Here is a 25,466-nt window from a genome sequence, read left to right on the forward strand (position 1 = left end):
CACTGATGGGCAGAGCGTCGGGCGCGGAGCCCACCACGACGCCGTCACGGCGTCTGGTGTTGCTCCGGCACGCGAAGGCGGAGCCGGCGTCGGAACTTCCCGACGAGTCGCGGCCACTCGCCCTGCGTGGCCGGGACCAGGCAGGGAAGGTCGGCGCGGCGCTGGTCGCGTCCGGCCTCGTGCCCGACGCCGTCCTCGTCTCCGGGGCGCTGCGCACGCGGCAGACCTGGGACCTCGTGCGCAAGCACCTGGGCGAGCCGTCGGTGGCCTTCACCGACGACCTGCTCGGTGCCATGCCGCGCGGCGTCCTCGCGCTGGTGCGTGAGCTGGACCCGGCGGCGCGGACCGTCCTGGTGATCGGTCACGAGCCCGCCATGGCGGGCACGGCCGAGCTCCTGGCCGGTCCCGGCTCGGAGGACGGCGCCCTCGCGCAGGTGCGCGTCGGCGTCCCGACGGCGACCTACTCGGTGCTGGAGGCCGACCTGGCCTGGGCGGACTGGGACCGCAAGACGGCCCGCCTGACGGAGGTCACGCGCCCGGCCTGACCCGCCCCACCCGCCCCACCTGCCCCACCCGAAAGCCCCCGTTGAGTGCGGGATATTCGCCCTTTTCTGTGTGCCAGAAGGGCGAATATCCCGCACTCAACGGGGGCTTCGGTGGTCTCAGAGGAGGGCCAGCAGGTTGTCCAGGCGGTCCTCGATCACGTGGGGGGCCTGGTCGCGGACGACCGGCTTGGCGTTGAAGGCCACACCGACGCCGGCGACGCCGATCATGTCGAGATCGTTCGCGCCGTCGCCCACGGCGACCGTCTGCTCCAGCGGCACACCGACCTGCGCGGCCCACTCGCGCAGCGTCGCGGCCTTGGCGGCCCGGTCGATGACGGGGCCCACGGTGCGGCCGGTCAGCACACCGTCGGCGACCTCGAGCCGGTTGGCCCGCACGAGCTCGATCCCGAGCTCCCGTGCGATCGGCCCGGCGACCTCCTCGAACCCGCCCGAGACCAGCCCGAACGCCCAGCCGCGCGCCTGGCACTCGGCCACGAGCTCCCGGGCGCCAGGCATCAGCTCGACCGCCGCGCGCACCTTCTCCAGCGCCTCGACGGGCACGCCGGCCAGCGTCGCCACCCGCTCCCGCAGCGACCCGGCGAAGTCGAGCTCGCCCCGCATCGCGCGCTCGGTCACGGCCGCCACCTCGTCGCGGGTGCCCGCGTGCTCGGCGATGAGCTCGATGACCTCCTGGCGAAAGAACGTGGAGTCGGCGTCGGACACGATGAGTCGCTTCACGCTCACCAGTGTGCCGGAGGCCCGGGTCTCCCCGGGCCGCCGTCGCACATGGTGAACACGGTCAGTCCACGACCGTGCCCTTCGGGACCACCACCAGCCCCGACTCCGTCACCGTGAAGCCGCGCGCCCGGTCCTCGTCGTGGTCGACGCCCACGCGGGCCCGCTCGTTGATGATCACGTTCTTGTCGACGATCGCCCGGTGCACGTGCGCGTAGCGGTGCACCTGGACGTCGTCCATCAGCACCGAGTTGGACACGTTCGACCACGAGTGCAGGTGCACGCCGGGGGACAGGACCGACCCGGCCGCCTGCGCCCCCGAGATGAGCACGCCCGGCGAGACGATCGACTCCGCCGCGTGCCCCATCCGGCCCGGGCCCGCGTGCACGAACTTGGCCGGCGGCAGCCCCGTGTAGCCCGTGTACAGCGGCCACTCCATGTTGTAGAGGTTGAAGACCGGGTGCACGGCGATCAGGTCCGTGTGGGCGTCGTAGAACGAGTCGATGGTGCCTACGTCGCGCCAGTAGTCGCGGTCCCGGTCGGTGGAGCCGGGCACGTCGTTGCGGATGAAGTCGTAGACGCCCGCCTCACCCTGGGCCACGAACGCCGGGATGATGTCGCCGCCCATGTCGTGCCGCGAGTCCGGGTCGGCGGCGTCCCGCGTCACGGCCTCGACCAGCGCGTCGGCGTCGAACACGTAGTTGCCCATGGAGGCCAGGACCTCGCGGGGCGAGTCCGGCAGGCCCGTGGGGTCGGTCGGCTTCTCCAGGAACTCACGGATCTTCGTGGGGTCGCCCGGGTCCACGTCGATGACGCCGAACTGGTCGGCCATGTCGATCGGCTGCCGGATCGCGGCGACCGTCGCGCGCGCCCCCGACTCGATGTGCGCGTCCACCATCTGCGAGAAGTCCATGCGGTAGACGTGGTCGGCGCCCACCACGACCACGATGTCCGGACGCTCGTCGTCGATGATGTTCAGGCACTGGTAGATCGCGTCGGCGCTGCCGAGGTACCAGTGCTTGCCCACGCGCTGCTGCGCGGGGACCGGCGCCACGAAGTTGCCCAGCAGCGGCGACATGCGCCACGTCTTGGAGATGTGGCGGTCCAGCGAGTGCGACTTGTACTGCGTCAGCACCACGACGTGCAGGTACCGCGAGTTGACGATGTTGGACAGGGCGAAGTCGACCAGGCGGTAGATACCGCCGAAGGGCACGGCGGGCTTGGCGCGGGCGGCGGTCAGCGGCATCAGCCGCTTTCCCTCGCCGCCGGCGAGGACGATCGCAAGGACGCGGGGGGCGGAGGCCATACGGTGAGATTAGGGCCTTTCCGGCCGTAACGTCAGGTGGCACGCTGAGACTTCGCGCACGCTAGGTTGGCACTGTGCCCGACGTTCCCGCCGCCCCCCGCCCCGCCCCCGCCCCGGCCACCACCGGCCGGCCCGCTCGTGCGCTCCGCGTGGACCTGCTCACCCGCGAGTTCCCGCCGCACGTCTACGGCGGCGCCGGCGTGCACGTCGCCGAGCTGGCCGCGGTCCTGGCCCAGCACGCCGACGTCCGCGTGCGCTGCTTCGACGGCCCGCGCGACGCCGCGACCGAGGCGTCCGGCGTCACCGGCTACACGACGCCGACCGCGCTCGCGGACGCCAACGCGGCCCTGGCCACCCTGGGCACGGACCTCGTGATGGCCGACGACGTCGCGGGCGCCGACCTGCTCCACTCCCACACCTGGTACGCCAACATGGCGGGACATCTCGGCGGCCTCCTGCACGGCGTGCCGCACGTCGTCACGGCGCACTCCCTGGAGCCCCTGCGGCCCTGGAAGGCCGAGCAGCTCGGCGGCGGCTACGCGCTCTCCTCGTGGGCCGAGCGCACCGCGTACCTCGGCGCCGCCGGCGTCATCGCGGTCTCGGCGGGCATGCGCGCCGACATCCTGCGCGTCTACCCGGAGCTCGACCCCGAGCGCGTGCACGTGGTGCACAACGGCATCGACCTGTCGGGCTGGCGGCGGCCCGACGCCGACGACGCGACGGCGCAGGCCGACGCCGCCGCGACCGTGCGCCGCCACGGCATCGACCCCGACCGGCCCGCGGTCGTCTTCGTGGGCCGGATCACCCGGCAGAAGGGCCTGCCGTACCTGCTGCGCGCGGCCGCCGAGCTGCCGCCGGAGGTGCAGCTCGTGCTGTGCGCGGGCGCGCCCGACACCCCGGAGATCATGGCCGAGGTGCTGGTCCTGGTCGAGCGCCTGCGCGAGACCCGTACCGGTGTGGTCTGGATCGAGGAGATGCTCCCGCGGCCCGACCTGATCGCGGTCCTGGGCGCGTGCACCGTCTTCGTCTGCCCGAGCGTCTACGAGCCGCTCGGCATCGTGAACCTGGAGGCCATGGCCGTGGGCCTGCCCGTGGTCGGCACGGCCACGGGCGGCATCCCCGAGGTGGTCGACGACGGGGTGACCGGCCTGCTGGTGCCCATCGAGCAGTCCGACGACGGCACGGGCACCCCGCTCGACCCCGACCGGTTCGTGGCCGACCTCGCGGCCGCGCTGACCCGCGTCGCGACCGACCCGGCGACCGCGGCGGCGATGGGGGCCGCCGGCCGCCGTCGGGCGGAGGAGCACTTCACCTGGTCCGCGATCGCGGACCGCACCATGGACGTCTACGAGCGGGTGCTGGCGGGCGCGTAGCGGTCGGGCGACGCCCGGCGGTCAGGCGATCTGGCCGTAGGTCGCCGCGCTCATCGCGTGGCGGGCCGTGCGGTCCACCTCGCGCAGCGCCGTGGACCGCTGGTCGACCTGGAAGACGTTCACCGCGCCGCCGTCGTCCACCGTGCCCAGCGCGACGATCGCGCGCAGCCGGCTCGCGAGGTCCAGCACGCGGGCGCGCCGCCCGTCCAGGTGCGGCACCGGCCACGACGACGTGCTCGCCGAGCGGATCCGTTCGATCGCGTCGGCCGCGTCGTCGCGCCAGCGGGCGACGTCGAGCTGGTCCAGGGCGTCCGTGGCCGTCATCAGGCTCGTGCGCAGCTCGCGCTCGGCGTCGGCGACCGAGCCGATGGTGCCGTGCACCAGCGTGGTCCACGTGGGGACCGGCACCACGTGCCACGTCACCATGTGCCCGGGCTCGATGTGGCTGCCGAACGCCTGCACCCGCGGCACGGCGGCCCAGCTCCCGGCGGGTGTCGTGACCACCACGCACTCGCCGGCCTCGGTGGCCTCGTGGTTCGCGGCGGCCGGGACGCCCGCGGCGTCACCCGGCGCGGGCAGGAGCGCGCAGACCTCGCGCGGCCCCTCCGTCCACGCGGTGAAGAGGGTGTCGAGGTCTGTTCCGTCGGCAAAGCCTGCTAGCCCCTCCACGGTGTGCGGCTCGTCGTCGCCCACCACGGACTTCACGGCGTCCGAGGTGTCGCCTATGCCCTGCAGCCACAGGGCGAGCAGCACGCTCCGGGGGAGGTCCTGATCGGTGTCCACCGCAGCACTGTAAATGACGGTCGACCAGGTAGGGTCGGTGCCCATGAGCTCGGTTCTCCATCTTGCGGGCGTCACCGTCCGTCGCGGCACCTCGACCATCCTCGATTCCGTGGACTGGCAGGTGAACGAGGGGGAGCGCTGGATCGTTCTCGGGCCCAACGGTGCCGGCAAGACGACCCTGCTCCAGATCGTCGCCGCGCGCCTGCACCCGACGTCGGGCACGGCGAGGATCCTGGACGCGACCCTCGGCCGGGTCGACGTGTTCGAGCTGCGCCCGCGCATCGGCATCTCCAGCGCGGCGCTCGCCGAGCGGCTGCCGACGGCGGAGACCGTCCGCGACGTGGTGCTCACCGCCGCCTACGGCGTGACGGGGCGCTGGCGCGAGAGCTACGACGAGCTCGACGAGCAGCGGGCGAAGGACCTGCTCTCGGCGTTCGACGTCGACCACCTGGCCGAGCGCACCTACGGCACCCTCTCGGAGGGCGAGCGCAAGCGCGTGCAGATCGCCCGGGCCCTGATGACCGACCCCGAGCTGCTGCTGCTCGACGAGCCCGGCGCGGGTCTCGACCTGGGTGGCCGTGAGGAGCTGGTGGCCACGCTGGCCGGGCTGGCGAGCGACCCGGCCTCCCCGGTGCTGGTGCACGTGACGCACCACGTCGAGGAGATCCCGCCGGGCTTCACGCACCTGCTGCTCATGAAGAAGGCCGGGATCCAGGCCGCCGGCCCCATCGAGGAGGTCCTCACCGCGGACAACCTCTCGGCGGCCTTCGGGCTGCCGCTGGTCGTGGCCCACGGCGGCGGTCGCTGGCTGGCGCGCGCCGCCCGCTGACCGCATTTCTCGGCGTCCCGAACCTGCAGTGTTCAGGGCCCTCAGGAAAAGAGTTTGAAACGGCGATTTCACTACCGCTGTGTCAGTGGTCCTTGGTAAAGTCCGGGCAAAGGTCCGAGGTAGCGGTAATTTCACCGCGAGGGCCCGCCGTCGGAGAGGTTCCGGCGGCGCCCGGTCGCCAACCGGTGTGGACGCTCGGAGGGAGCAACCCATGGCGTGGTTGTGGTGGGTAGGGGCGGCGCTGGTCTTCGCGCTGATCGAGCTCTTGTCGTTGGACTTCGTCTTCATCATGTTCGCCGGCGGGGCGCTGGCCGCGGCCGTCGCGAACGGCGCGGGCGCGCCGCTGTGGGTCCAGGCCATCGTGTTCGTGGTGGCGTCGGTGGTGCTGCTCGTGACGCTGCGCCCCACGCTGATCCGGCACCTGCGCAACAACACGCCCAAGTCGCCCACCAACGCCGAGGCGAACGTCGGCCGTACGGCGTCGGTGGTCCAGGAGGTCAGCACCGCGTCCGGGCTGATCAAGCTGAGCGGTGAGGTGTGGAGCGCACGGTCCGTGCCCGGGTCGCCGCTGCTGCCCGCCGGCACTAGCGTTCGTGTGGTCCAGATCGACGGCGCCACCGCCGTCGTCGAGCCGGCGTAACCGCCTGGCGCCTGGGCGCCCTTTTGTGTTGTCCCCAGACAGTCCAAGTCAGAAGCGTGTAATTCGCCTGCGGGCCAAGGCGCCCGCGTAAGGAGACGTCGTGGAGTCATTCGGGCAAGTCCTGCTCTATCTGATCATCGCCCTGGTGGTGATCGTCGGTATCGTCGCGGTGATCCGCGCCGTGCGGATCGTTCCTCAGTCGGTGGCGCTCGTGGTCGAGCGCCTGGGTCGGTACTCGAAGACGCTCGACCCGGGCCTGCACGTGCTGGTGCCGTTCGTGGACCGGGTTCGCGCCGGCGTGGACCTGCGTGAGCAGGTCGTCTCGTTCCCGCCCCAGCCCGTGATCACCAGCGACAACCTGGTGGTCGAGATCGACACCGTCATCTACTTCCAGGTGACGGACGCCAAGTCCGCGGTCTACGAGATCGCGAACTACATCACCGCCATCGAGCAGCTCACCGTGACCACGCTGCGTAACGTGATCGGCTCGATGGACCTCGAGCAGACGCTGACCAGCCGTGACCAGATCAACGGCCAGCTGCGCGGTGTGCTCGACGAGGCGACCGGCCGATGGGGCATCCGCGTCAACCGGGTCGAGCTCAAGTCGATCGACCCGCCGCCCTCGGTGCAGGGCTCCATGGAGCAGCAGATGCGTGCCGAGCGTGACCGCCGCGCCGCGATCCTCACCGCGGAGGGTGTCAAGCAGTCGGCCATCCTCACGGCCGAGGGCCAGAAGCAGTCCGAGATCCTGAAGGCCGAGGGTGACGCCCAGGCGCAGATCCTGCGCGCCGAGGGTGAGTCGCGAGCGATCCTCCAGGTCTTCGAGGCCATCCACCGCGGTGACGCGGACCCGAAGCTGCTGGCGTACCAGTACCTGCAGACGCTGCCGCAGATCGCGAACGGCACGTCCAACACCACCTGGGTCATCCCCACGGAGTTCACCGCCGCGCTGGGCAGCATCGCCTCGGGCTTCGGCGGCGGCGCCGGCCCCGCGGTCCCGCCGCCCCCGCCGGGCGAGGGCCCCTCGGGTCCGCGCATGCCCATCGACTCCGTGCTGGACGAGCCCCTGCTGCCGGACCCCGCCGAGGCCCTCGCCGAGGCGCAGCGGCAGGCCGAGGCCGCCACGGCCGACGCGACGAGCGCCGGCACCCGGTCGGGCGAGCCGTTCGACACCGAGTCGGAGCGCGGCCAGCGCCCCGGCGACTCGACGCCGCCCCCGCCGGCGCCCCCGGCGCCGCCGGCCGGCTGACGACAGTGGCCGGCTGACCGCCGCACCCGGCGAGCGGCTCGGCTGAGCCGAACCCGCCGCCAGCGGGTCACGGAAGCCCTCCGGTGCTCGCACCGGAGGGCTTCCGGCATGTCCGGCCCCGTGTCTGCCGTGGGCGTAGACAGGTTGCGGAGTGAGCGCTCACTCAATTACTGTCGCCGTCATGGACAACGGACGGACGCGGGCACCCCGCATGTCTCCCGAGGACCGCAAGACGGCCATCGTCGACGCGGTGCTGCCGCTGGTCGCCGAGCGGGGGCACGACGTGACCTCGCGCGAGCTGGCCCAGGCCGCAGGGGTCGCGGAGGGCACGCTGTTCCGGGCGTTCGGCGACAAGACCGAGCTCGTGGGCGCGGTCGCCGTCGAGGGACTGGCGCGGGCCGGCCAGCCGGAGCAGACGCTCGCCGAGCTCACCGGCATCGACCCCGGGCTGCCGCTCGAACGGCGCCTGGAGCTCGTGATCGAGCTGGGGCGGCACCGCGTGGCCGAGGTCATGCGGTGGATGTCCGTCCTGCGCAGCATGGCGTCGTCGCCCGGCGGTCCGGGTATGCCGTTCGGCGCGCCGCCGAGCGCGTCCGGCGCCGCGGGCGGGTCCCCGCCGGTGGCGCCGCCGGGCCCACCGGGCCCGCCCGGCCAGCGGGTCGTGACGCCGGGGCCGCCTCCCGGCGCCAGGTCCGTCGCCGACCAGCACGAGCGCATGCTCACCTACCGCAAGACGCTGCTGGAGCAGCGGGCGGCCCAGCGCGCGGCTACGGTCGAGGGGATCACCGCCGTCCTGGCGCCGGACGCGCACCGCCTGCGGGTCCCCGTCGAGGTGGCGATCTCGCTGGTCGAGTCCGCGATCGCGGGCGCACACCTGCGGATCGACCACCTGCAGCCCGCGGTGCCGGCCGACGTGCTGGCCGACGCCCTCGTGAACGGCCTCGCCGGCCCGCCGAAAATGCCTGGCCCCGACACCGTGGAAGGTGCAGCCTCCACTGCGGGAGCCGGTGCACCAGGTTCTCCAACCCCCAGCCCTGAAGGGAACTCTTGATGCTCGTCACGCTCGCCCGGAAATATCTGGGCCCGTACCGCTGGGCGGTGGTCGCGGTGCTCGTCCTGCAGCTGGTGCAGACGCTCGCGGCCCTGTATCTGCCCAGCCTCAACGCCGACATCATTGACAACGGCGTGGTGCCCGGTGACATCGGGTACATCTGGAGCACCGGCGGCTGGATGCTGGTCGTGTCGCTGGGCCAGGTCGTCGCGTCGGTCATCGCCGTCTACTTCGGCGCGCAGGTCGCCACGGCCTTCGGCCGGGACCTGCGACGCGACGTGTTCCACTCCGTCCAGACCTACTCCGCGCGGGAGATGGCGCAGTTCGGGGCGCCGACCCTGATCACGCGCGGCACCAACGACGTGCAGCAGGTCCAGATGACCGTGCTGATGACGTTCACCATCATGGTGATGGCGCCGATCATGCTGGTCGGCGGCGTGATCCTGGCGCTGTCGGAGGACGTCTCGATGTCGGCGCTGCTCCTCGTCATCGTGCCGGTGCTGGCCGCCTCGGCGGGCGTCATCGTGTGGCGCATGGTGCCGCACTTCCGGCGCATGCAGAAGCGGATCGACGCCATCAACTCCGTGCTGCGCGAGCAGATCACGGGCCTGCGTGTGGTGCGCGCCTTCGTGCGCGAACGGCGCGAGACCCAGCGCTTCGGCGTGGTGAACGAGGAGCTGTTCGACACCTCGCTGCGCGCCGGCCGCCTCAGGGCGCTCACGTTCCCCGTGGTCATGCTGATCATGAACCTGGCCTCCGTGGCCGTGCTGTGGTTCGGCGCGCACGAGATCGAGGCCGGGGAGATGGAGATCGGCTCCCTGACGGCGTTCCTGAGCTACATCATGTACATCCTCATGGCCGTGATGATGTCCACGATGATCTTCATGATGATCCCGCGCGCCGCGGTCGCGGCGGAGCGCATCGGGGAGGTCCTGGACACCGAGCCGTCCGTCGTCGACCCGGAGCACCCGGTCGCCCTGCCCGGCCTCCGCGTCGCGGAGGACGGTTCACCGGAGAGCAACGGATCGCCCGCCAGTGCGGGTCCGCGCGGCCGCGTCACCTTCGAGAACGTCGGGTTCGGGTACCCGGGCGCCGAGGAGCCCGTGCTGCACGACCTGACGTTCACGGCCGAGCCGGGCCAGATCACCGCGATCATCGGCTCGACCGGTTCCGGCAAGTCGACGCTGCTCAACCTCGTGCCGCGCCTGTTCGACGCTACCGGCGGCACGGTCCGGGTCGACGGCGTCGACGTGCGGGACCTCCTGCAGCGCGACCTCGGGTCGCTCATGGGCCTGGTGCCGCAGAAGGCGTTCCTGTTCACCGGGACCGTCGCGGACAACCTCCGGTACGGCAAGCCGGACGCGTCCGAGGACGAGATGTGGGCGGCGCTCGAGGTGGCGCAGGCGCGCGACTTCGTCGAGGCGCTGCCGGACGGGCTGGAGTCCGTGGTGGCCCAGGGCGGCTCGACGTTCTCCGGCGGGCAGCGGCAGCGGCTCGCCATCGCACGAGCGGTGATCCGCAAGCCACGCATCTACCTGTTCGACGACAGCTTCTCCGCCCTCGACTACGCGACCGACGCCCGGCTGCGTGCGGCCCTGCGGCCGCAGACCGCCGACGCGACGGTGATCGTCGTCGCACAGCGCGTGGCGACCATCCGCGACGCCGAGCAGATCCTGGTGCTCGACCACGGCCGCATCGTCGGCCGCGGCACGCACGCGCAGCTGCTGGCGGACAACCCGACGTACCAGGAGATCGTGACGTCCCAGATGAGCTTGGAGGAGGCCGCGTGATCGACGATGGCGGAGCCCTGATCATGCGTGCCGACCGGGTGTCCCGCAAGGTAGAGGAGGAGGCCGCGTGAGCAACGAGGAGACGCAGCCACAGGAGAAGAGCACGACGGCGGCGCCCGCCGCGCCCCCGCGCGGCCCCGGCGGCCCCGGGCGTGGCCCCGGCGGGGGCGGGCCGATGGGCATGGGGATGGGCATGCCCGTGCAGAAGCCGATGGACTTCAAGGGCTCGCTGCGCCGGTTCGCCGGCATGCTGCGCCCCGAGCGCCTGAACGTCGTGGCCCTCATGGTGCTGGGCATCGGCTCGGTGGCCCTGACCGTGCTCGGGCCCAAGCTGCTCGGCAACGCGACGAACGTGATCTTCGCGGGCGTCGTGGGCGCCCAGCTGCCCGCGGGCGTGAGCACCGAGCAGGCCGAGGCCGGCCTGCGTGCGTCGGGGCAGGACCAGATGGCCGACCTGCTGTCCGGCGTCGTGGGCGTGGTGCCCGGCCAGGGCATCGACTTCACGCTGCTGATGCAGACCCTCGGCTGGGTCGTGGCGGCGTACGTCGGCGCGTTCCTGTTCGGCTGGCTCCAGGCGCGCATCACCGCCGGCGTCGTGCAGCGGACCATGCGGGACCTGCGCGACCAGGTGGAGGCGAAGCTGCACCGCATCCCGCTGTCCTACGTGGACGCCAAGCAGCGCGGCGAGATCCTCTCGCGCGTCACCAACGACATCGACAACGTGGCCCAGACGACCACGCAGACGCTCGCGCAGCTCGTCACCGCCGTCCTGACGGTGATCGGCGTGCTGGGCATGATGTTCTGGATCTCGCCGGTCCTGGCGCTCGTGGCGCTGGTGACGGTGCCGCTGTCCGTGATCCTCACGGCGCAGATCGCCAAGCGCAGCCAGCCGCAGTTCGTGGAGCAGTGGGCGGCCACGGGGCGCCTGAACGCGCACATCGAGGAGTCGTTCACCGGGCACGCGCTCGTGAAGGTCTACGGGCACCAGGAGCCCACGGCCGAGGCGTTCGCGAAGGAGAACGGCTCGCTGTACTCGTCCAGCTTCAAGGCGCAGTTCATCTCGGGCACGATCCAGCCGGCGATGGGCTTCCTCGCGAACCTGAACTACGTGATCGTGGCGGTGATCGGCGGCCTGCGCGTCGCCTCGGGCACGCTGTCGCTGGGTGACGTGCAGGCGTTCATCCAGTACTCGCGCCAGTTCACCCAGCCGCTCACGCAGGTGGCGTCGATGATGAACCTGCTGCAGTCCGGCGTGGCCTCCGCCGAGCGGGTGTTCGACCTGCTGGACGCGCCCGAGCAGTCGGCCGACCCGGCCGAGTCGAAGAAGGTGGAGCCCGTCCGCGGGCGGGTCGCGTTCGAGGACGTCACGTTCTCGTACACGCCCGAGCAGCCCCTGATCACCGGGCTGAACCTCGTGGCCGAGCCGGGGCAGACCATCGCCATCGTCGGGCCCACGGGCGCCGGCAAGACGACGCTGGTCAACCTCCTCATGCGGTTCTACGAGGTGGACGGCGGGCGCATCACCCTGGACGGCGTGGACACGCGCGACATGTCGCGCGACGACCTGCGCTCCTCGGTCGGGATGGTGCTCCAGGACACCTGGCTGTTCAAGGGCACCATCGAGGAGAACCTCCGGTACGGCGTGCCCGACGGCGTCACGGTGGACGAGGACGGGTTCCTCGCCGCCACCCGCGCCACCCACGTGGACCCGTTCGTGCGGACCCTGCCCGACGGCTACGACACCGTCGTGGACGAGGAGGGCTCGTCGGTCTCGGCGGGCGAGAAGCAGCTCCTCACGCTCGCGCGGGCGTTCCTGGCGGACCCGGCGATCCTCGTGCTCGACGAGGCGACGTCGTCCGTGGACACCCGCACCGAGGTGCTGGTGCAGGAGGCCATGAACCGGCTGCGCAAGGACCGGACGTCGTTCGTCATCGCGCACCGCCTGTCCACGATCCGCGACGCCGACGTGATCCTCGTGATGGAGCACGGCGACATCGTGGAGCAGGGCTCGCACGACGACCTGCTCGCCGCGAACGGCGCCTACGCGCGCCTCTACGCGAGCCAGTTCGCGGCCCCCGTGGTGGAGGAGCCGGCCGCGACGTGACGGGCGCGCGGCGTCTGCGGGCGCCGTGGAGACGACCATGCGGTTGCTGCCAGAACCGGACCGATTCTGGCAGCAACCGCATGGTCGTTTTCCGTTGACCAGCACGGGCATATCGTGTTTCGATAGTATCGAAAAACGATATGGCGACCGAAAGGTGACGACGATGACACAGAGATGGCTCAGTGATCCGAGACCGGACTTCGTGGTGCTGGCGCTCGCGGGCGGCTTGGCCGTCGTCGCGGGGATCGTGGCGATCGTCCGCGAGCTGGCGCGCATCCTGCCCAACCGCGACGTCCCGGTGCGGGTCGACCTCGACGGGGTGGCGCACGAGCTGGTCCTGAACCGCACGGTGGCGGCCGAGGCCACCGAGGCGGTGGTCCGCGTCTCCGGCCTGGAGGCCGCACCGTTCGCCCTGGTGCTGGCCGCCGCGGTGCTACCGCCGGTCACGACGCTGGTGGTCGCGGCCTGCTTCGCCCTGCTGGGCTGGTCGTTCTACCGGGGCGAGTTCTTCGGCCGGGGGAACCTGGTGGCGGTCAACGTCGCGGCGGCGGTCCTGGTCGCGGCCTCCCTGTTGATCCCGTCGCTGCAGGGGACGGCGGCGAGCAGCGCGCTGGCGAGCGCCGGCGCCGGGACCGGCCAGGCCGTGGTGCTGGGCCTCGACATGAGGCTCCTCCTGGCCGGCTTCCTGCTCGGCGCCGTCGGGTACGCGTTCCAGCGGGGGTCGCGCCTCAAGCGCGACACGGAGGGCCTGGTCTGATGCCGGCGGACGAGGACGACGCCCGGGTGCACTGTCGGCTCGACGAGCTCCTGGCCGAGCGCGGCATGACGCTGGCCCGGCTCGCCGAGCTGGTGGGCGTCACGGTGGTGAACCTGTCGGTGCTCAAGAACGACCGCGCCCGGGCGATCCGCTTCTCCACCCTGACGGCGATCTGCGACGCCCTCGGCTGTACCCCGGGCGACCTCCTCGTGGTACTTCCTGAGGAGGCCGCCTCCTGAGCCCGATCGGGCGGGTCAGCTGGCTGCGGCCGCGTGCGGGTCCGTCGTGTTGAGGGCCGCCACGACCTCGGCGTAGTCGCCGCGGACCTCGCCGTAGCGGAGGAACTTGACCCGTTCCACCTGGATCTCGTGGGCGTCGGGCCGGCTCTCCAGCAGGGCGAGCGCCTCGTCGACGAACTCGTCCAGCGGCATGGCCAGCGGGTTGGTGTCCTGCCCGGGCATCAGCTCGGTCTGGACCGACGGCGGCACCAGCTCCACTACGGACACGCTGGTGCCCGCGAACTGCAGGCGGATGCTCTCCGAGAGCATGTGGACGGCGGCCTTGGAGGCGTTGTACGACGGCGTGACACCGAGCGGCGTGAAGGCCAGGCCCGACGACACGGTGAGGATCGTCGCGTCGGCCCGGCTCTGCAGGTGCTCGGTGAACGCGGCGATCAGCCGGATCGGGCCGAGCAGGTTGGTGGTGACGACGGCCTCGGCGTCCGCGAGGAAGCCCGGGGTGCGCCAGTCCTCGGCGCGCATGATCCCGGCCATCGGGACCAGCACGTTCACCGCGGGGAACCGCTCGATCACCTCGGCGGACGCGGACGCGATCGAGGCGGGGTCGCTCGTGTCGACGCGCACGGTGCCGAACCCGTGCTCCGCGGCGAGGGCGTCGAGCGCCGTCGCGTCGCGGCCGCCGATGATCACGGTGTTGCCCCGGGCCTGGAGGCGGATCGCGAGGGCGAGGCCGATGCCGCGGGTGCCGCCGGGAAGGAAGATGGTGTTTCCGTAGGTGTTCATGGCTCCACCGTGCGGCCCCGGCGTCGGCGGCGGGAGAGACCCGGTGAACCAGGGACCGGCGGTCCCTGGTTCGCTCCGGGAGCGCGGCGCAGGATGAGGGCATGAACCGCGCAGCCCTCGCCGACTTCCTCCGCCGACGCCGGGAGGCGCTGCGCCCGTCCGACGTCGGACTGGTGCCCGGACCACGTCGCCGGGCCCCCGGCCTGCGCCGCGAGGAGGTCGCCGCCCTGACCGGGATGTCGGTGGACTACTACGCGCGGCTGGAGCAGCAGCGCGGGCCGCAGCCGTCCGAGCAGATGCTCGCCGCCCTGGCGCGGGCTCTCCGCCTGACCGCCGACGAGCGCGACTACCTGTTCCGGCTCGCGGGGCACGGCGTGCCGCGGCGCACGCCGGCCGACTCCCACGTCGCGCCCGCCCTGCTGCGGGTGCTGGACCGGCTCGAGGACACCCCGGCGCTGATCGTCTCGGGACTGGGCGAGACGCTCGTGCAGAACCGCCTCGCCGAGGCGGTGTTCGGCCCGGCGCCCACCACCGGCCTGGCCCGTAGTTCCGTCTACCGGTGGTTCACCGACCCCGGGTCCCGGGACGTCTACCCGCCCGAGGACCACGACCGCCAGGCCCGGAGCCAGGTCTCCTCCCTCCGGGCGGCCCACGCGGCGGCGGGGCCCGGCTCGCCCGCCGACGAGGTGCTGCGCGTCCTGCTCCGGCAGAGTCCCGAGTTCGTCCGGCTCTGGGAGCTGCACGAGGTCTCCCGCCGGTTCGAGGACCACAAGACGCTGGTGCACCCGGAGCTGGGCCGCATCGACGTGGACTGCCAGGCGCTGTTCACCGAGGACCAGTCCCAGGCCCTCCTGGTGCTGACCCCTGCGCCGGGCAGCGCGGCCGAGGAGAAGGTCCGGCTGCTCGCGGTCCTGGGGCACGAGACGTTCGCCTAGGTGCGAGGATCGTCCCCGTGCACGACGACGAACGCTGCCCCTGCCTCTCCGGCGACACCTACGGCGCCTGCTGCGGGCGCTACCACTCCGGCGCCGCGAACGCCCCGACCGCCGAGGCCCTGATGCGCTCGCGCTACTCGGCGTTCGCGGTGGGGGACGACGCCTACCTGCTGGCCACGTGGGCGCCGGACACCCGGCCGGACGACGCGGGGATCGGCGACGAGCAGTGGCGCCGCCTCGACATCCACCGCACGGAGCGCGGCGGCCCGTTCGACACGAGCGGCGTCGTCGAGTTCACCGCCTTCTACCGCAACCCGGTCACGGGCGTGCGCGGCAGCCTGCACGAGACCAGCCGGTTCGTCCGCGAGGGCGGCCGATGGTTCTACGTCGACGGCGCCCGGGAAGCCCTCGACCGCTAGGGCCGGTCAGATCCAGCCCTCCTCCCAGGCGCGGTGGGCCGCCGCGTGGCGGGTCGCGACGCCGAGCTTGGCCATCGCCGAGGACAGGTAGTTGCGCACCGTGCCCGGCGCGAGGTGCACGGCGGCCGCGATGTCGGCCACGGGGGAGCCGGTCCGGGCCGCCCGCAGCACCTCCAGCTCCCGGTCCGTCAGCGGGCACTCGTTCTCGGTGAGCGCGGACGCCGCGATCTCGGGGTCCACGTACCGGTGACCGACGGCGACGTCGCGCACGATCTGGGCGAGCCGCGCCGCGGGCGTCGACTTGGGCACGAACCCGCTCACCCCGGCGGCAAGCGCCCGGCGCAGGACGGCGGGGCGGGCGTGCCGCGTGACGATGATGATGCGGGGCGGCGTGCCGTCGGCGTCGGCCAGGATCTGGCCGGCGGCGTGCAGCCCGTCGGTGGGCGGCATCTCCAGGTCGAGCACCGCGACGTCGGGCCGGTGCTGTCCCGCCAGCCGGACCGCCTGGGTGGTGGTGGCCGCCTCGGCCACGACGTGCAGGTCCTCCTCGAGGTCGAGGAGGGCGCACAGCGCGCCGCGCAGCAGCTCCTCGTCGTCGGCCAGCAGCAGGCGGATCATCCGGTCACCGTCGCGGTCACCACGAACCGGTCGTCGTCGCTGACCCACGACAGGCGGCCGCCGACGGCGTCGAGCCGCTCCGCCAGCGAGGCCAGCCCGGTCCCGTCGCCGGCCACGACAGGACGCGCGCCGTCGTTGTCGATCACGAGACGCGCGCCGGCGTCGTCGGGGACCAGGACGATCGCCGCGCGCGTGGCGCTGCTGTGCCGCAGCACGTTGGTCGTGGCCTCGCGGACCACCAGGCCCAGCAGGCTGCGCGGCGCCTGGGGGAGGGCGGCGGCGAGGCCGGCGTCGACGTCGGCGTGCACCTCCACGCCCGCGGCCGTCAGCACCCTGGACGCGTTGGCGATCTCCGCGTCGAGCGTGGTGCGCCGGTAGCCCTGCACCAGGGCGCGGGTCTCGCGCAGGGCGTCCCCGGCGAGCTGCTGCACCTCGCGCATCTGCTCCGCGGCGCGCGCCGGGTCGGCCTCCGCCAAGCGGGCGGCGAGCTCGCTCTTCAGGGCGATCACCTGGAGGTGGTGCCCCTGGATGTCGTGCAGGTCGGCGGCGAAGCGGAGCCGCTCGTCCGCCACGGCGAGCTGTCCGGCCAGCCGCCGGGCGTCGTCCAGCCGGGCGGCCACCTGCCAGCCGCGGAGCATACCGAGCATGGCCGGGCCGAACGCCACGACCATGAGGGCGGGCATCCACACCGCGTGCGCCACGTTGGGCTCGCCCGTGGCCAGCGCCGTGACCAGGCCGATCGCGGGCAGGACGAGCAGCGCGAGGCCCAGCGCCTGCCACGCCCGGCGGGCGGGCAGGAACATCACCAGCACCGCGATCGTGGCGGCGGGCGCGATGGACCAGATCCCGAAGTTGCCGACGGCGAGCGGCACCGCCGCGGCGACCAGGGCCGCGCCGGCGGCGGTCACGAGCCACCCGGCCGACGGCGCCCGGTCCCGCATCCGCCGCCCCAGCAGGACGCCGCACGCCACGATCGTGGTCGCCGTGGACAGGCCGGTCAGCGCACGCAGCCCGGCGGGGACGTCGGGGTCCAGCACCCAGTCGCCGACGGCGAAGCCCAGCACGCACGCCACGGTGCCCGCCAGCCCCCACCAGACGTTGCGGCGGAAGCTCGCGAGTCCGCTGCCGCCGTCGTCCGCGACGGCCGGGCCGGTGCTCATGACGCCATCCTGCCAGCGCCGACGCCGGTCCGGGGCGCGCCGCGACGCCCTGATGACATCTGTCATACGGGCTCGTGACATGTGCCCGCGCCCGGGTGCGGTCCGGCACTACTGGCGCTCCTCGTCGCGCGACAGCGTGGAGATCAGCGCGGCGAGGAGCGCCGCCCGGAGCGAGGAGACGGAGCGATGACGGAGACGACAGGCCGGGTCACGGCCGCAGGTTCGATGACGGTGCCGGTCAGGGGAGACGGCACGGGCGACACCGCGTCGCCGATGGTGGGCCACCCGGCCGCCCACGGGATGGCGCACGCGGACCACGACACCGCACCCGTGTCGCGGGCCCGGACGGTCGGCAGGTTCCTGGCGCACCTCGCCGAGATGGTCGTGGTCATGGTGCTCGGCATGCTGGCGCTGGCCCCGGCGTGGGACCTGGCGGGTGCCGTCCTCGGCGTCGAGGTGGCGTTGGCCCGGCCGGACGTCGGGGCGGTGGTGATGGTCCTGGACATGGTCGCGGCCATGACGGTGTGGATGCGGGTGCGGCGGCACGGCTGGGCCGCGATCTGGGAGATGAACGCCGCGATGGCGGCGCCGTTCGCGGTGCTGCTCGCGCTGTTCTGGGCCGGGGTCGTGACAGCGGGTGACCTGATGCTCTGGGGCCACGTGCTGATGGTGCCGGCCATGGCGGGGGCGATGCTGCTGCGCCCGGCCGAGTACACGCAGCACGTCCACGGGTTCGACCTGGCGTGGCTGAGGGGCCGGTGGCCCGTGCTGCTCGGGCTGGCGCTGCTCGCCCTGACGATCGCGGGCGGCGTGGGCGGTCTCCCGCCGTGGCTGATCCTGGGGGTCGCCCTCGTGTACCCCGTGGTGGGCCTGGTCCGGCGCAGCATCCGGGGCCGGTCGATGGTGCTGCTGCAGGCGGCCGGGCTCGCGGTGTTCGCGGTGGTCGCGCTGCTGGCCACGGCTTTCGCGGGGCAGGACACCGGGGCGTACGTGGTCGCGGCGGGCCTGGTGGGCCACGCGGTCTGGGACGCGTTCCACCACCGGGCCGGCGCGGTCGTGTGGCGCTGGTACGCCGAGACCTGCGTGGTCTACGACCTCCTGCTGGCCGCGGCGGTGGTCGCGGTGACGTTCGCCCCCTGATCCGGCGGCGTCCCAGGTCAGCCCGCCCGGCCGGGTCCTGCGTGATTCCCGCAGGATCCGGCCGGGCCGCGCGTGGCGGCACGCTCGGCGACGTCGGGCACCCCTACGTTGGGGCGCTATGGACAGCGCGCCCGGAACCCGGCCCGGTACCCCGCCACGCATCCTCGAGCTGCGGATCCACGGCATCGCGAACACCCTGCCGTACGGGGCGCTCGGCCTGCCCCGGGACGAGGTGACGCAGTCCGAAGGCGACGGCCTGGGCAGCTTCTGGGTGCCCACGCCGGACGCCGAGGCGCGGGACCGGGCGCTCCCGCCCGGCGACGTCCATGCGATCCGGCCCGACGTGCGCCGCGAGGCGTACTCGTGGGGCGCGATGGCGCGCCTCGGCGGCCTGCCGTTCGGTGGCCTGCTGGGCGTCGTGGGGACGGTCGCGGTGCGCCTGCTGTGGGCGGCGATGGTCCCGTTCGGCCTGGTGAACGCCGCGTACTGGGCCCGTCGCATCCCGGCCCCGGCTCCTGCGGCGCACCGGCCCGTGGCGCGCGACACGCAGACGGGCAGCCTGCGCCCGGACCCGACGGCCGCGCTGACCCGCGTGTTCTCGCTCGGGCTGACGCTGCTGTTCGTCTCGGCCGTCGCGACGGTGGCGATGTCCGTCATCGGCACGCGGTGCATCGGGCTGGCCACCCTCGGTCCCGACGCCGTGGTCCCCGTCTGCGCCCGCATCCCCGACGCCCTGTACGGCCTGGCCCGGCTGGACGTCGGCGACCGCCTGGCGCTCCTGTCCCTCGCCCCGGTGCTGCTGGTCGCGGTGCTCGTGGCCGTGGCGCACGGAGGGCAGGTCCGGTTCGAATCGAAGTTCTCGGTGATGCGCGCCGGGCGCACCGTGCCTCCGTCGGGCCCGCCGCTGCACCGCGCGGGCTTCTGGTCGCAGCGCTCGGGCTCGGGCCTGCTGTGGGCGCACCTGGGCGCGGCGCTCGCCCTGACGGGGCAGTACCTCACCTGGACGCGCTACGCCGACGCCGGCCTGCCGGCCCCGGCCCTGCCCCTGGCGGCCCTGGTCGTGATCCTGGGGGCGTGCGGGTTCGTCGCCCTGCGCACCGACGACGACGGCGTCCAGGCGGTCACCCCGCGCTGGAAGGGCCGGGCCGGGCTCGCCGTGTTCGCCGCCGGGCTGCTGGTCTGGCTGCTGGCGTGCGCCGCCTGCGTCGCCGGGCCGCAGCCGGGGCGGATGCCCGCCCTGATCGGCCTGGACCTGGTGCCCGCGCTGCTCGGCGTCGGCATGGGCGGCATCGCCGCGACGGGCCTCGCGTGGCGCACCGCGCGCAGCACCCGGGCCGTCGCGGCGTGGACGGTGGTGCCGGTGGTCGCCACCGCGTGCGTCGGCGTCGTGCTGGTCACCCAGCCGGGCCCGGTGCTGCGCCACCTGCTCGTGGCCGTCGCGCTGGTCGCCGTGCTGAGCCCCGTGGTGGTCGTGCTGGCTGCGATGCTGCTGCGGCGCCGGGCCGCCGAGGGCTGGAACGGCGCCGGGCCGGGCGTGTTCCTGCTGGTCTCCGTCGCGGCGGCGACCGTGTACTCCAGCCTGCTGGTGCTCGGCGTGCAGTGGGCCCTGCGCAGCGGCGAGCACCCGGCGCCGGAACCGCTCGACGGCGGCCTGGTCGGCGTCGCGCGCACCGTGCCCGACCCCGACCTCGTGCGGGTCCCGCCGGTCTACACCGAGTTCGGCACGGCGTCCGTGGTGATCGCGCTCGTGTTCGTGGTGCTGCTGGTCGTGGCGGCGGCCGGGCCGTACGTCATCGACACCCTGCGCTCGCGGGCGCTCTGGATCCCGGGCGCGCCGAACACCCTCGGGCCGCCGTACGGTCCGGCGGTGCCCGCCTGGCGGGCGGTCGCCGACGCCCCGGACCCCGACGGCGGAGCCAACCCCGTGCTGGAGCGCGTGCTGCGGGGCCGGCAGGTCGCGGCGATGTCGCACCGGGTGGAGCTGGCCGTCGGTGCCCTGGCTGCCGCGTGCTACGTCGCGGCCCTGGTGGCCCACATCCCGCTGATCGCCCAGCACGACGGCACCGGGGCCGTCCGGGTGCCGCAGTGGCTGTCGTCGCTGGCGGTGCCGGCGCTCGGGGTGCTCGCGGTGACGCTGGTGGCCAGCGCGCTGGCGGGCGCCTCGGGCGGCGTCCCGGGCCGCCCGTGGGGGCTGCTGTGGGACCTCCTGTGCTTCCTGCCGCGCAGCGCCCACCCGTTCGGCCCGCCGAGCTACGCCGAGCGCGTGGTGCCCGAGGTGCGTTCACGCGTGGACGCCTGGCTCACCGGCGCCGACATCGCCGACGACGCCGAGCGCGCGCGGGTGGCCCCCGAGCGCCGCGTGGTGCTGTCGGGGCACTCGATGGGCGGCGTGCTGGCGGCCGCCGTCATCCTGATCCGGGCGGGCAACCCGGTGACCGACGCCGCGTCCGACACCCCGTCCGGCCGCCCGTCCGACAGCGCGGACGGGCGTCTCGGCCTGCTGACCTACGGCGTGCAGCTGCGGCCGTTCTTCGGCCGGTTCTTCCCCGACCTCCTGGGGCCGACGACGACCGGCCTGCCGCGGAGCACCGGCCCGGCCTGGTCGGCGGACCCGTGGGGCGGGCAGGTCGAGGCCGCCGCGCACGCGGAGCGGGCCGCAGGTTCCGGACCCGGGGCCGTTCCGGCGGCGCCGTTGACGCCGGAGGGTCCCGAGCCCGGTTCGGGGGAACAGGTCACGCTGCTGTCGCTGCTGACCTGCGGTGCGAAGAAGCCCGCGTGGGTGAACCTGTGGCGGCGCACCGACTTCCTGGGCTTCCCGGTGATGGGCTACGGGGAGAACGACGTCGACCGCGGCGCGGAGGAGATGGACCGGTCGGCCTATCTCTTCGCCGTGGCGGCGCACTCGGGGTACCCGGCGTCGTGGGCGTACCACGAGGCGCTGGGCGAGGTGATCGATCGGTTGAGGCGGCTGACGCCGGCCGGGCAGTCGGGTGCCCAGCCGGCGGTCACGCAGCGAGGGGAGCCGGGCTGACGACGTCGCGGAGCCGGGCCAGCGCGGACTCGAGGATCTGCGCCACGCGCTCCTTGGTCACGCCGAGGCGGCGGCTGATCTCGTCGAGGGTGCGCGTGGTGCCGTCCAGGAGGCCGAAGCGCATCTCCAGGACCCGGGCCTCGACGGCGTCGAGGTGGGCCAGGGCCTGCCGGACGCGGCGGCGCAGCAGGTTCTGCTCGGGGGTGGGCCCGCTCGTGCGCTCGGCCTGCTCGGCGGCGGCGACGGCGCGGACGATCGAGCGGCGTACCCAGCGGTGGGCGTACGCGGCGAACGTGCCGTGCGCGGGGTCGTACGAGTCGGCGGCGCGGACCAGGCCGACGTTGCCCTCCTGCACGAGGTCCATGAACGGCAGGCGGCCCGCGTAGGAGCCGGCGATGGCCGGGACGAGGCGGAGGTGGGCGAGGACGAGACGCTCCTTCGCGTATTGCCCGTCCTTGACCCTGGTCTCGAGCTGTGCGCGCAGGCTCGGGGAGACCGCGGTGGCGTCGAGGGTGCGCGCGGCGTCCGCTCCGGCGACTGCTCGCTCGAGGAGGGACTCCAGCTGCGCATCGTCCAGCGACGGCGTGCGCTCGATCATTGCCGCGTAGGACTGCGGCAACGCCGGGTGCGGGGCGGGTTCCTTGCCGCGGCGCGAGCGGGGAGACCGGGAGTTCCTGGTAGTTCTCATCGCAGCTCTCCTGTTGAGTGAGACGAACTTTCCTTGCCCGGAGAATATGGAGTCTTGGTGCTCCGAGGGAAGAGGGGAGAGTTTCGCTGTGAGAGATAACGGGATGATAACGGTGTGCCAGCCGGCTGCCGCGCGGCAACACGCGTTCCAGGCAGGACAGCCCGGGCCCGCTCAAGGAGACTCGTGCCATGGGCCCGCGCGCCTTCCGCTGGGTGTTGCACGTCGACCTCGACCAGTTCCTGGTCGCGGTCGAGATCCTGCGGCGCCCCGAGCTCGCCGGGCGACGGGTCATCGTGGGCGGCCGCGGCGACCCGACGGAGCGGGCGGTGGTCTCCACCGCGTCGTACGAGGCGCGGGAGCTCGGCGTCGGGTCGGGCATGCCGCTGCGGGTCGCGGCCCGCAAGGTGCCGGACGCGATCATCCTGCCCGTCGACCACGAGGCCTACCTCGAGGCCTCCGGGCACGTGATGGACACCCTCCGCGGGCTCGGCAGGGCGGTCGAGGTGCTCGGCTGGGACGAGGCGTTCCTCGGCTGCGACGCGGACGACCCGGAGGCGGTCGCCCGCCAGGTGCAGGAGGCGGTCCCCGACGCCACCGGCCTGCACTGCTCGGTCGGCATCGGCGACAACAAGATCCGCGCGAAGATCGCCACCGGGTTCGGCAAGCCCGCGGGCATCTTCCGCCTCACCGAGCAGAGCTGGTTCGACGTGATGGGCCGGCGGCCCACCATCGACCTGTGGGGCGTCGGGCCCAAGGTGTCCAAGCGCCTCGCGGCCCACGGCATTCAGACCGTCGCGCACCTGGCCGCGGCCGACGGCGACGCGCTGGTCGCCGAGTTCGGGCCGCGCATGGGCGCCTGGTACGGCGACCTGGGCCGGGGGCGCGGCTCCGCCGTCGTCGACGACACGCCCTGGGTGGCGCGCGGGCACAGCCGCGAGACCACCTACCAGCGCAACCTCACCACGCCCGAGCAGGTGGAGGCGGCGCTGCGGGACCTGGTCACGCAGGTGCACGCCGACACCGAGGCGGAGGACCGGCCCGTCTTCCGGGTGGGCCTCAAGGTGCGCTACGCGCCCTTCTTCACCCGGGACCGCTCGAAGAAGCTCCCGGCCCCGACCCGGTCGCTCGAGGAGCTGACCGCCGCCGTCCTCGCCCTCGCGGAGGACATGGAGCCGGGCCGCGAGGTACGCCTGCTCGGCGTCCGCGCCGAGATGGTGATGCCCGACGACGGCGACCCTGTCGAGCGGACCCCCGTCCGCGGGCGGATCTGACCGGACCGTCAGGGAGAATGGGTCGGTGACCACCCTCGACGTCGTCCGCATCGACGACCCCGCCGACGAGCGCCTGGCCGACTACAACAGCCTCACGGACGTGGTCCTGCGCTCCAAGCACGAGCCGGCCAAGGGGCTGTACATCGCCGAGAGCTCGACCGTGATCCGGCGGGCGCTCGCGGCGGGGCACCGGCCGCGCTCGTTCCTCATGGCGCCCAAGTGGCTCGACTCGATGAGCGAGGTGATCGCTCGGTCCGGCGCCCCCGTCTACGTCGCCGAGGAGCCGCTGCTCAAGGAGATCACGGGTTTCCACCTGCACCGCGGCGCCCTGGCCGCGATGCACCGGCCGCCGCTGGCGGGCGTGGACGAGCTGCTCGCGGGGGCGCGGGGCGGGGCAGGCGCGCGGCGGGTGGTGATCCTCGAGGACATCGTCGACCACACCAACGTCGGGGCTGCCATGCGTGCGTGCGCGGCCCTGGGCGTCGATGCCGTGCTCTTCACGCCGAGCTGTGCGGACCCCTTGTACCGGCGTGCCGTCAGGGTCTCGATGGGCACCGTGTTCCAGATCCCGTGGACAAGGATCGATCCTTGGCCGGGCGGCATCGAGACGCTGCACGATCGCGGCTTCACGGTGGCCGCCCTGGCGCTGGAGGACGACTCGATCTCGTTGGATGACCTGGTGGCGAATCCTCCCGAGAAGCTTGCGCTGGTGCTCGGCACGGAAGGCGACGGCCTGAAAGCCAGCACGATCGCCAACTGCGACCTGACCGTTCGGATCCCCATGTCCGGGGGAGTGGACTCGCTGAACGTCGCATCGGCCGTTGCTGTAGCCGCATGGGCGACGCGCGTGCCGGACGACGGGCACTGACTCCTCGTCGAGGAGGACTCCGTCCGGATCGTGGAGCGGACGTTCTCGGTCGACCCAGACGGCTCGCCCACCTCGGCAAGGCTCGGGCTGCGTCGTGGCCGTGATTCTGGCCGCTGTCCTGGCTGATACGGGATCGGGCTGTTGCGGGGGTTGGTGTGGCAGCCGCTCTGGTAGGGGTCAGCCTTTGCCGTGTCGCTGGTCCTGACGGGTGTCGGTGGTGTGTGGTGCGCTAGCCCGACGGCGGGCGGCGTCGACTCCCTCGACGCCGCCGCGCCGGCTCAGAGCAGCTGGGACCGGCGGGGCGCGGCGGTCTCGCGCTGGAGCTCGTCCTGGCGGCCCTGCCAGCCCTTGAACTTCTCCTGCGCCTCCATCTCCTGGGGGCTGGGCGCCAGCCCGACGACCAGGAGCATCATGATCGTGCTGACCGTGACGCCGATGATGAGCGGGCCTAGGAGCGCTCCCACACCGATGCCGGTGTCGATCGGCATGATCGCGTTGGTCTCCTCGGCCCGCATGGCCGCCATGCCCGTGTAGTGCATACCGGAGACGGCGAGGCCCATGATCACCGTCGCGCCCGCGCCGGCGGCGAAGTTGCGCACCTTCGCCGAGAGCCAGAGGCCCGCGGTCGCGGCGACCACTCCGATGATCACCGACGCGATGACGGTCGGGATGTCGTAGGTGATCTCCACGCCCACGTGCAGGGCGCGCATGCCGAGGTAGTGCATGGCGGCGATGCCCAGGCCGGTGATCAGGCCGCCCGCGACCAGGGCGACCGGCCCGACGCCCGCGGTGCGGACGATGAAGAGGCCGAGGCCCACCACGACGATGGCGAGCAGGCCGCTCGCCAGCGTGAGCGGGACGTCGAAGCGGGTCTCGGTGCCGCGCACGTAGAAGCCGAGCATGGCGACGAAGTGCATCACCCAGATGCCCGTGCCGCCGATGGAGATCGCGCCGAGGCCGAGCCAGGCGACGCTTGCGAATCCATGGGCCACGCGGGCGCGGGCCGTACAGGTCAGGCCGACGGCGCAGCCGGCGCACGAGAGCAGGAACGAGAGGACGGGGGTGACCCAGCCCAGCGCGAAGTGGTCGATCATGATGTCGTTCTCCAGCGAGTGCAGAGTGAGGGGGGTGCGACCCGCCGTCGCTCGAGGA

24 protein-coding genes are annotated in these 25,466 nt (G+C 73.2%); 16 read left to right on the forward strand and 8 right to left on the reverse strand.

Annotated elements, in window-relative coordinates; genetic code table 11:
• The first annotated feature begins 5 nt into the window (after positions 1-5).
• Positions 6-545: a SixA phosphatase family protein gene (locus QRN56_RS21805; protein ID WP_285106793.1), complete on the forward strand. Its 540-nt coding sequence runs from the start codon at positions 6-8 to the stop codon at positions 543-545.
• Between the two features lie 117 nt (positions 546-662).
• Here QRN56_RS21805 and serB read toward each other — a convergent pair whose 3' ends face one another.
• Positions 663-1,289, reverse strand: coding sequence for a phosphoserine phosphatase SerB (gene serB, locus QRN56_RS21810; protein ID WP_285106794.1), 627 nt, complete (start codon positions 1,287-1,289; stop codon positions 663-665).
• A gap of 55 nt (positions 1,290-1,344) precedes the next feature.
• The gene (gene glgC / locus QRN56_RS21815; RefSeq protein ID WP_285106795.1) at positions 1,345-2,586 is read right to left on the reverse strand and encodes a glucose-1-phosphate adenylyltransferase; all 1,242 of its coding nucleotides are present in this window, start codon (positions 2,584-2,586) and stop codon (positions 1,345-1,347) included.
• 149 nt (positions 2,587-2,735) lie between these two features.
• On the opposite strand from glgC, the gene glgA reads away from it, so the two are divergent.
• On the forward strand, positions 2,736-3,959 hold the full coding sequence (gene glgA / locus QRN56_RS21820; RefSeq protein ID WP_285107074.1) for a glycogen synthase: 1,224 nt from the start codon (positions 2,736-2,738) through the stop codon (positions 3,957-3,959).
• Between the two features lie 21 nt (positions 3,960-3,980).
• On the opposite strand, the gene QRN56_RS21825 is transcribed toward glgA, so the two are convergent.
• Complete coding sequence (locus QRN56_RS21825) at positions 3,981-4,742, reverse strand: Rv1486c family protein (protein ID WP_285106797.1); 762 nt, start codon at positions 4,740-4,742, stop codon at positions 3,981-3,983.
• Between the two features lie 43 nt (positions 4,743-4,785).
• On the opposite strand from QRN56_RS21825, the gene QRN56_RS21830 reads away from it, so the two are divergent.
• From QRN56_RS21830 to QRN56_RS21865, 8 genes are all read left to right on the forward strand, one after another.
• Complete coding sequence (locus tag QRN56_RS21830) at positions 4,786-5,571, forward strand: ABC transporter ATP-binding protein (protein WP_285106799.1); 786 nt, start codon at positions 4,786-4,788, stop codon at positions 5,569-5,571.
• A gap of 211 nt (positions 5,572-5,782) precedes the next feature.
• Positions 5,783-6,211, forward strand: a complete 429-nt coding sequence (locus QRN56_RS21835) for an NfeD family protein (protein ID WP_285106800.1) — start codon at positions 5,783-5,785, stop codon at positions 6,209-6,211.
• A 100-nt stretch (positions 6,212-6,311) separates the two neighbouring features.
• On the forward strand, positions 6,312-7,460 hold the full coding sequence (locus QRN56_RS21840) for an SPFH domain-containing protein (protein WP_285106802.1): 1,149 nt from the start codon (positions 6,312-6,314) through the stop codon (positions 7,458-7,460).
• A 181-nt stretch (positions 7,461-7,641) separates the two neighbouring features.
• Positions 7,642-8,511, forward strand: a complete 870-nt coding sequence (locus QRN56_RS21845) for a TetR/AcrR family transcriptional regulator (RefSeq protein WP_285106803.1) — start codon at positions 7,642-7,644, stop codon at positions 8,509-8,511.
• Positions 8,511-10,301 (forward strand): ABC transporter ATP-binding protein, encoded by a 1,791-nt coding sequence (locus QRN56_RS21850; protein ID WP_285106805.1) that lies wholly within the window; start codon positions 8,511-8,513, stop codon positions 10,299-10,301. The genes QRN56_RS21845 and QRN56_RS21850 overlap by 1 nt, the downstream gene beginning before the upstream one ends.
• Positions 10,302-10,494: 193 nt before the next feature.
• Complete coding sequence (locus QRN56_RS21855; RefSeq protein WP_285107076.1) at positions 10,495-12,405, forward strand: ABC transporter ATP-binding protein; 1,911 nt, start codon at positions 10,495-10,497, stop codon at positions 12,403-12,405.
• A 163-nt stretch (positions 12,406-12,568) separates the two neighbouring features.
• On the forward strand, positions 12,569-13,162 hold the full coding sequence (locus QRN56_RS21860) for a hypothetical protein (RefSeq protein WP_285106807.1): 594 nt from the start codon (positions 12,569-12,571) through the stop codon (positions 13,160-13,162).
• A complete protein-coding gene (locus QRN56_RS21865; RefSeq protein ID WP_502928825.1) occupies positions 13,162-13,401 on the forward strand; it encodes a helix-turn-helix domain-containing protein in 240 nt (79 codons plus the stop codon). The genes QRN56_RS21860 and QRN56_RS21865 overlap by 1 nt, the downstream gene beginning before the upstream one ends.
• Positions 13,402-13,416: 15 nt before the next feature.
• Here the strand turns inward: QRN56_RS21865 and QRN56_RS21870 are convergent, their stop codons facing one another.
• Positions 13,417-14,184 (reverse strand): SDR family oxidoreductase, encoded by a 768-nt coding sequence (locus QRN56_RS21870; protein WP_285106809.1) that lies wholly within the window; start codon positions 14,182-14,184, stop codon positions 13,417-13,419.
• Between the two features lie 101 nt (positions 14,185-14,285).
• On the opposite strand from QRN56_RS21870, the gene QRN56_RS21875 reads away from it, so the two are divergent.
• Positions 14,286-15,119: a helix-turn-helix transcriptional regulator gene (locus tag QRN56_RS21875; RefSeq protein WP_285106810.1), complete on the forward strand. Its 834-nt coding sequence runs from the start codon at positions 14,286-14,288 to the stop codon at positions 15,117-15,119.
• Positions 15,120-15,136: 17 nt separating this feature from the next.
• Entirely contained in the window at positions 15,137-15,538 is a 402-nt protein-coding gene (locus tag QRN56_RS21880; protein ID WP_285106812.1) for a YchJ family protein, read from the forward strand.
• A gap of 6 nt (positions 15,539-15,544) precedes the next feature.
• Here the strand turns inward: QRN56_RS21880 and QRN56_RS21885 are convergent, their stop codons facing one another.
• Positions 15,545-16,156 carry a response regulator transcription factor gene (locus QRN56_RS21885; protein WP_285106814.1) on the reverse strand — a complete coding sequence of 204 codons (612 nt, stop codon included), beginning with the start codon at positions 16,154-16,156 and terminating at the stop codon, positions 15,545-15,547.
• On the reverse strand, positions 16,153-17,316 hold the full coding sequence (locus QRN56_RS21890; RefSeq protein ID WP_285106816.1) for a sensor histidine kinase: 1,164 nt from the start codon (positions 17,314-17,316) through the stop codon (positions 16,153-16,155). The genes QRN56_RS21885 and QRN56_RS21890 overlap by 4 nt, the downstream gene beginning before the upstream one ends.
• A gap of 186 nt (positions 17,317-17,502) precedes the next feature.
• Between QRN56_RS21890 and QRN56_RS21895 the strand changes: the two genes are divergently transcribed.
• A complete protein-coding gene (locus tag QRN56_RS21895) occupies positions 17,503-18,456 on the forward strand; it encodes a hypothetical protein (protein WP_285106818.1) in 954 nt (317 codons plus the stop codon).
• Between the two features lie 118 nt (positions 18,457-18,574).
• Positions 18,575-21,487: a hypothetical protein gene (locus tag QRN56_RS21900; protein WP_285106820.1), complete on the forward strand. Its 2,913-nt coding sequence runs from the start codon at positions 18,575-18,577 to the stop codon at positions 21,485-21,487.
• Here the strand turns inward: QRN56_RS21900 and QRN56_RS21905 are convergent.
• Complete coding sequence (locus QRN56_RS21905) at positions 21,462-22,175, reverse strand: sigma-70 family RNA polymerase sigma factor (protein ID WP_285106822.1); 714 nt, start codon at positions 22,173-22,175, stop codon at positions 21,462-21,464. The two genes, QRN56_RS21900 and QRN56_RS21905, sit on opposite strands and share 26 nt — an antisense overlap.
• A 188-nt stretch (positions 22,176-22,363) precedes the next feature.
• Between QRN56_RS21905 and QRN56_RS21910 the strand changes: the two genes are divergently transcribed.
• Together QRN56_RS21910 and QRN56_RS21915 are read left to right on the forward strand one after the other, a co-directional pair.
• On the forward strand, positions 22,364-23,446 hold the full coding sequence (locus tag QRN56_RS21910; RefSeq protein WP_285106824.1) for a DNA polymerase IV: 1,083 nt from the start codon (positions 22,364-22,366) through the stop codon (positions 23,444-23,446).
• A gap of 25 nt (positions 23,447-23,471) precedes the next feature.
• Complete coding sequence (locus QRN56_RS21915) at positions 23,472-24,314, forward strand: TrmH family RNA methyltransferase (protein ID WP_285106826.1); 843 nt, start codon at positions 23,472-23,474, stop codon at positions 24,312-24,314.
• Positions 24,315-24,592: 278 nt separating this feature from the next.
• Here the strand turns inward: QRN56_RS21915 and QRN56_RS21920 are convergent, their stop codons facing one another.
• Complete coding sequence (locus QRN56_RS21920; RefSeq protein ID WP_285106828.1) at positions 24,593-25,408, reverse strand: MHYT domain-containing protein; 816 nt, start codon at positions 25,406-25,408, stop codon at positions 24,593-24,595.
• Between the last annotated feature and the right edge of the window lie 58 nt (positions 25,409-25,466).

The organism is Promicromonospora sp. MEB111, assembly GCF_030209445.1.
Taxonomy (GTDB): Bacteria; Actinomycetota; Actinomycetes; order Actinomycetales; family Cellulomonadaceae; genus Promicromonospora.

Excerpts from the sequence above, each read along its gene's own strand:
- glgC (WP_285106795.1), bottom strand. The coding sequence starts at position 2,586 with ATGGCCTCCGCCCCCCGCGTCCTTGCGATCGTCCTCGCCGGCGGCGAG.
- QRN56_RS21855 (WP_285107076.1), top strand. The coding sequence starts at position 10,495 with ATGCCCGTGCAGAAGCCGATGGACTTCAAGGGCTCGCTGCGCCGGTTC.
- QRN56_RS21885 (WP_285106814.1), bottom strand. The coding sequence starts at position 16,156 with ATGATCCGCCTGCTGCTGGCCGACGACGAGGAGCTGCTGCGCGGCGCG.
- QRN56_RS21870 (WP_285106809.1), bottom strand. The coding sequence starts at position 14,184 with ATGAACACCTACGGAAACACCATCTTCCTTCCCGGCGGCACCCGCGGC.
- QRN56_RS21875 (WP_285106810.1), top strand. The coding sequence starts at position 14,286 with ATGAACCGCGCAGCCCTCGCCGACTTCCTCCGCCGACGCCGGGAGGCG.
- QRN56_RS21890 (WP_285106816.1), bottom strand. The coding sequence starts at position 17,316 with ATGAGCACCGGCCCGGCCGTCGCGGACGACGGCGGCAGCGGACTCGCG.
- QRN56_RS21860 (WP_285106807.1), top strand. The coding sequence starts at position 12,569 with ATGACACAGAGATGGCTCAGTGATCCGAGACCGGACTTCGTGGTGCTG.
- QRN56_RS21845 (WP_285106803.1), top strand. The coding sequence starts at position 7,642 with ATGGACAACGGACGGACGCGGGCACCCCGCATGTCTCCCGAGGACCGC.
- QRN56_RS21850 (WP_285106805.1), top strand. The coding sequence starts at position 8,511 with ATGCTCGTCACGCTCGCCCGGAAATATCTGGGCCCGTACCGCTGGGCG.
- QRN56_RS21830 (WP_285106799.1), top strand. The coding sequence starts at position 4,786 with ATGAGCTCGGTTCTCCATCTTGCGGGCGTCACCGTCCGTCGCGGCACC.
- QRN56_RS21835 (WP_285106800.1), top strand. The coding sequence starts at position 5,783 with ATGGCGTGGTTGTGGTGGGTAGGGGCGGCGCTGGTCTTCGCGCTGATC.
- QRN56_RS21910 (WP_285106824.1), top strand. The coding sequence starts at position 22,364 with ATGGGCCCGCGCGCCTTCCGCTGGGTGTTGCACGTCGACCTCGACCAG.
- QRN56_RS21865 (WP_502928825.1), top strand. The coding sequence starts at position 13,162 with ATGCCGGCGGACGAGGACGACGCCCGGGTGCACTGTCGGCTCGACGAG.
- QRN56_RS21920 (WP_285106828.1), bottom strand. The coding sequence starts at position 25,408 with ATGATCGACCACTTCGCGCTGGGCTGGGTCACCCCCGTCCTCTCGTTC.
- QRN56_RS21895 (WP_285106818.1), top strand. The coding sequence starts at position 17,503 with ATGACGGAGACGACAGGCCGGGTCACGGCCGCAGGTTCGATGACGGTG.
- QRN56_RS21905 (WP_285106822.1), bottom strand. The coding sequence starts at position 22,175 with ATGAGAACTACCAGGAACTCCCGGTCTCCCCGCTCGCGCCGCGGCAAG.
- QRN56_RS21805 (WP_285106793.1), top strand. The coding sequence starts at position 6 with ATGGGCAGAGCGTCGGGCGCGGAGCCCACCACGACGCCGTCACGGCGT.
- QRN56_RS21900 (WP_285106820.1), top strand. The coding sequence starts at position 18,575 with ATGGACAGCGCGCCCGGAACCCGGCCCGGTACCCCGCCACGCATCCTC.